General features: G+C 66.0%; 2 protein-coding genes. One reads left to right on the top strand and one right to left on the bottom strand.

The genetic code is table 11. The annotated features are described in order from the left end of the window. The coding region (locus tag OXU32_15580; protein ID MDE0075376.1) for an FAD-dependent monooxygenase at positions 1–2,477 on the bottom strand (2,477 nt) is incomplete at its 3' end. A gap of 537 nt (positions 2,478–3,014) precedes the next feature. Between OXU32_15580 and OXU32_15575 the strand changes: the two genes are divergently transcribed. Continuing rightward, a partial coding sequence (locus OXU32_15575; protein MDE0075375.1) for a hypothetical protein occupies positions 3,015–3,275 on the top strand: 261 nt, incomplete at its 3' end.

Here is a 3,275-nt window from a genome sequence, read left to right as displayed (position 1 = left end):
CCCTCGAAGCTGACGCCGATCTGTTGCCGGAGCAGGTAGGTTGCTCCGCGCCGGAGAGCGTCCCGAACCCCGTCAACATCCGGCACCGCCGCCAACGCCTGCAAGGAGAATCCGGTATCCCAGGAGGCGCTTCTCGCTCCTGTGACCCGCGCTCCGTCCTCCTCGTCCTCCCAGATCCAGCCGTCCAGCTGCTTGAGCGCCCGGCGGCAGTCGGTGTCGTCCGGATCATGCAGCCACAGCGCGAGGATGTTGATCAGACCGCTGACGGGCGAGATGCTCGCATGGCCGGTGGTTCGCAGCTCCCACCTGATGCGCCGGAGGATCGCGTCCACGCATCGCCCTCGGAGACGCTTGCCGTGGAACCGCTCGAACACCCTTGCAAACCCATATCCGGCCCGAAGCCACCCGCTGGGCCGGGCGTAGAGGTCTTCGTCACGCAACAAGTCGCGGCACTCGGAGAAGTCGATGTCCGCGAACGGCTGGGAAAACAACTCCTCCCGCAACGAAGCGATCACAGGTGTGACTGGCACCTGAAACCGCCGCGCGTAAACCGCCGCCATGGCCATGTAGATGAGCCGCGTGTGGCAGTACCAGTTGGCGGGATGCAGGGCGAACCAGCGCGGCAGGATCCACAGTTCCGGTAGGATGGGATTGACTCCGCGCCAGTCGTAGAGATTGAGGAGCGCCAGCCAGAACTTGCCCCAACTCGGGATGCCAGGAACGCCCTCCTCCCGTAGGAATCGTCGAGCCGACTCCACCAGTGGATCATTCCGCTCGACCCCGAGGAGCCGCACCGCCACATAGACCAGCGTCGTGACGAACAGGTGGGGAGCAGAGTGTTCGTGCAGACCCCAGGCACCCCCTTCGAGACGGGTTCGTTCGAAGGATCGCAGCACGCGCCGGCGGCGACCGGGCTTGAGCCGCCGTCCAAGGAGATGGTGCAGCAACACGTACTGCGCCGTGAGCATGGGACACCAGACCATCTCGCCCTCCCAGGCGCCATCCTCCCCTTGGAGACTCAGCAGTCGCGCACTCGCTCGACCCAAGGCCAGTCCGGCGTCTGGCGAAGTCACTTCCCGTGAGCGCACGGGACGCGCGTCGCCCGGACTCGGCGGCATCGAGGCCGGCAACGCTCGACCCAGGGAGTCCAGAACCCGCTCGTCCTCCATTCCCTTCTTCCTTGCCTTGCGCAGCAGCCTGACGCCGCGCAAGAGCCACCGGACGCGAATGGACAGCGCATGAACGGTGTCGCGGGTCCGGCGCCAAGCTGCCCGGTCGAAGGATCGCGGGATCTCTCGCGTGACCGCCTGCGCCAGTATCGCGCCTCCGGTGAGATTGAGATGGGCTGGCGATGTTTCTTCGCAGGCGAGCAGACGTATGGTCTGATCGCGGAACGAGGAGCTTGCCCGCCAACGCCGGTAGACCGCGCGTCTGACCGTCGCGGACTCGTACCGGTGATCGGCAAAGACCTCGTACAGCTCCATGGCGAGGAGTTCCGGAGTGTGGGTGGCCCTGAACCGCTTGCGCGCGAAGTCCTTGAAGCCCCCGGCCTCGGCCAGGGTGAGCGCGTCGCCGAACCCGAGCGTCATTCCCGAAGCCGTCATGGGATGATAGTGTCCGGCCGCATCGCCGATGAGCACTCGATGCGGGGTGCCGTACGTCACGCGCGGCCTGAGTTCATTGGCGGCAGTGTCGAACCTTCCCGCCCGCAGCGCCTCGACGAACGCGGGGCGGAGGGCTTCGGGAAGCAGGCCGACATAGGCATCCGAGAGGAAGCCGATCCGGTCCCGGGGGATCCACTGGTCCAGCGGGACGTCCACGATGATGCGGACGCAACGCTCTCCGAGCTGGTACATGAGAATGGGACCCGGCCCACCGAGCACGACATACCCGTAACCCTCCAGCGGCAGGCTCGCTCCGCTCGCCGTGACGCCGACCATGCGTGAGCAGGTTATCCGCTCGGTCGATACGCCCAGCGACCGGCGCACGGTCGAAGCCCGGCCGTCGGCTCCCACGATCCGCCCCGCAGTCACGGATTCCTCGGCTCCGTCACGGACAAAGGCGACCCTGCCGTCTTCCACCGAACGCACGCGGGCACTGTGAATGAAATCGACATCCGGTTCGTTCTTGACGTTGTTACGCAGGGTCGAGACTACCGCCTCGTGCTCGCACGACAATCCGTGAGATCCGTTCGCATAGGGAAGAACGATCGGGTCGGAGCCGTCCTCGGGGAGCACGACGAACCCCTTGCCCCTCGTGCTGCGCGGATGCTCTTCCAGCTCTATGCCCAACTCGTGAAGGATCCGCACGGCGGGCGGATGCAGCCATTCCCCCGCCATTCGTCTCGAAGACTTGAGATTCGCTTCCAAGAGGGCAATGCGAGCGCCCTTGCGCGCGTGGGCGATGGCGCACAGGCTGCCCACCGGACCCGCGCCTACGATGACCACGTCGTAGTGCCGCGAGCGGGTGGCGTTCACCGGAAGACGCTCGCGTCCGCGCAGCGGTGACATTGGACCCGGCACGGCGTGTCGGGACCCGTGACCCAACCGCCGCAATCCGGGGCCTTGCCGCCGCCGGATCCCCTCAGCGCGCCGTGATGCTGCTCATCCTCAACGATTGGGGCGGCGAACACCTCGGTTGGCTGGTGGGAGGCGGCGGGCGACACCATGGCGATGGTGTCAACCGGAACCGCATTGCCTGCGTGGTTCATGGGCCGGAGCACCTTGCGGATCGGAAGCCAAAGGCTTGGATCCAGAGGTCATGTGAGTGTGAACTGAACTAGGCCAGCGGGGCTCGCGTCCGAAGCGACCAGTCGTCCGTGGAGTCCAGTGTCTCCAAAGATGTCGACTTGGACCAGTTTCGTTCAACAGCGGACGAGGCTGAATGGCGCGGCCCTCTTAGCCAGTAGGCGCGGTGCCCTCCGGGAAGCCCTGGCAACACCTTCCGGCTGCGGAACCCCCGTCATTAGATTGAAGATGAGGACCTCGCACGACCCTGGGCCAAGGAGACGGAACATGGAAACCGTAGAAGCCGTGCTGAACGTGGATCCCGCGGTCCACGCTGCTCGTGAAGCCGGTCGTTCAGGCCCGGTCTTCAAGGTGTGGACGTTCGCGTTGGCCATGATGGCTGCGGGACTCACCTGGGTGGTCCCGGTGTCCGCTCAGCAGACGGGCACCATTACGGGCACCGTGGAGGACGCGGAGACCGGCGAGCCGCTGGCCAGTGCGCAGATCAGCGTGCCCGCGCTCGGGATCGGAGTGCTCTCCAGCGGAAAC

This window comes from Gammaproteobacteria bacterium, assembly GCA_028819075.1.
GTDB lineage: Bacteria > Gemmatimonadota > Gemmatimonadetes > Longimicrobiales > Gaopeijiaceae > BD2-11.
This window is presented reverse-complemented; position numbering and strand designations above follow the sequence as displayed.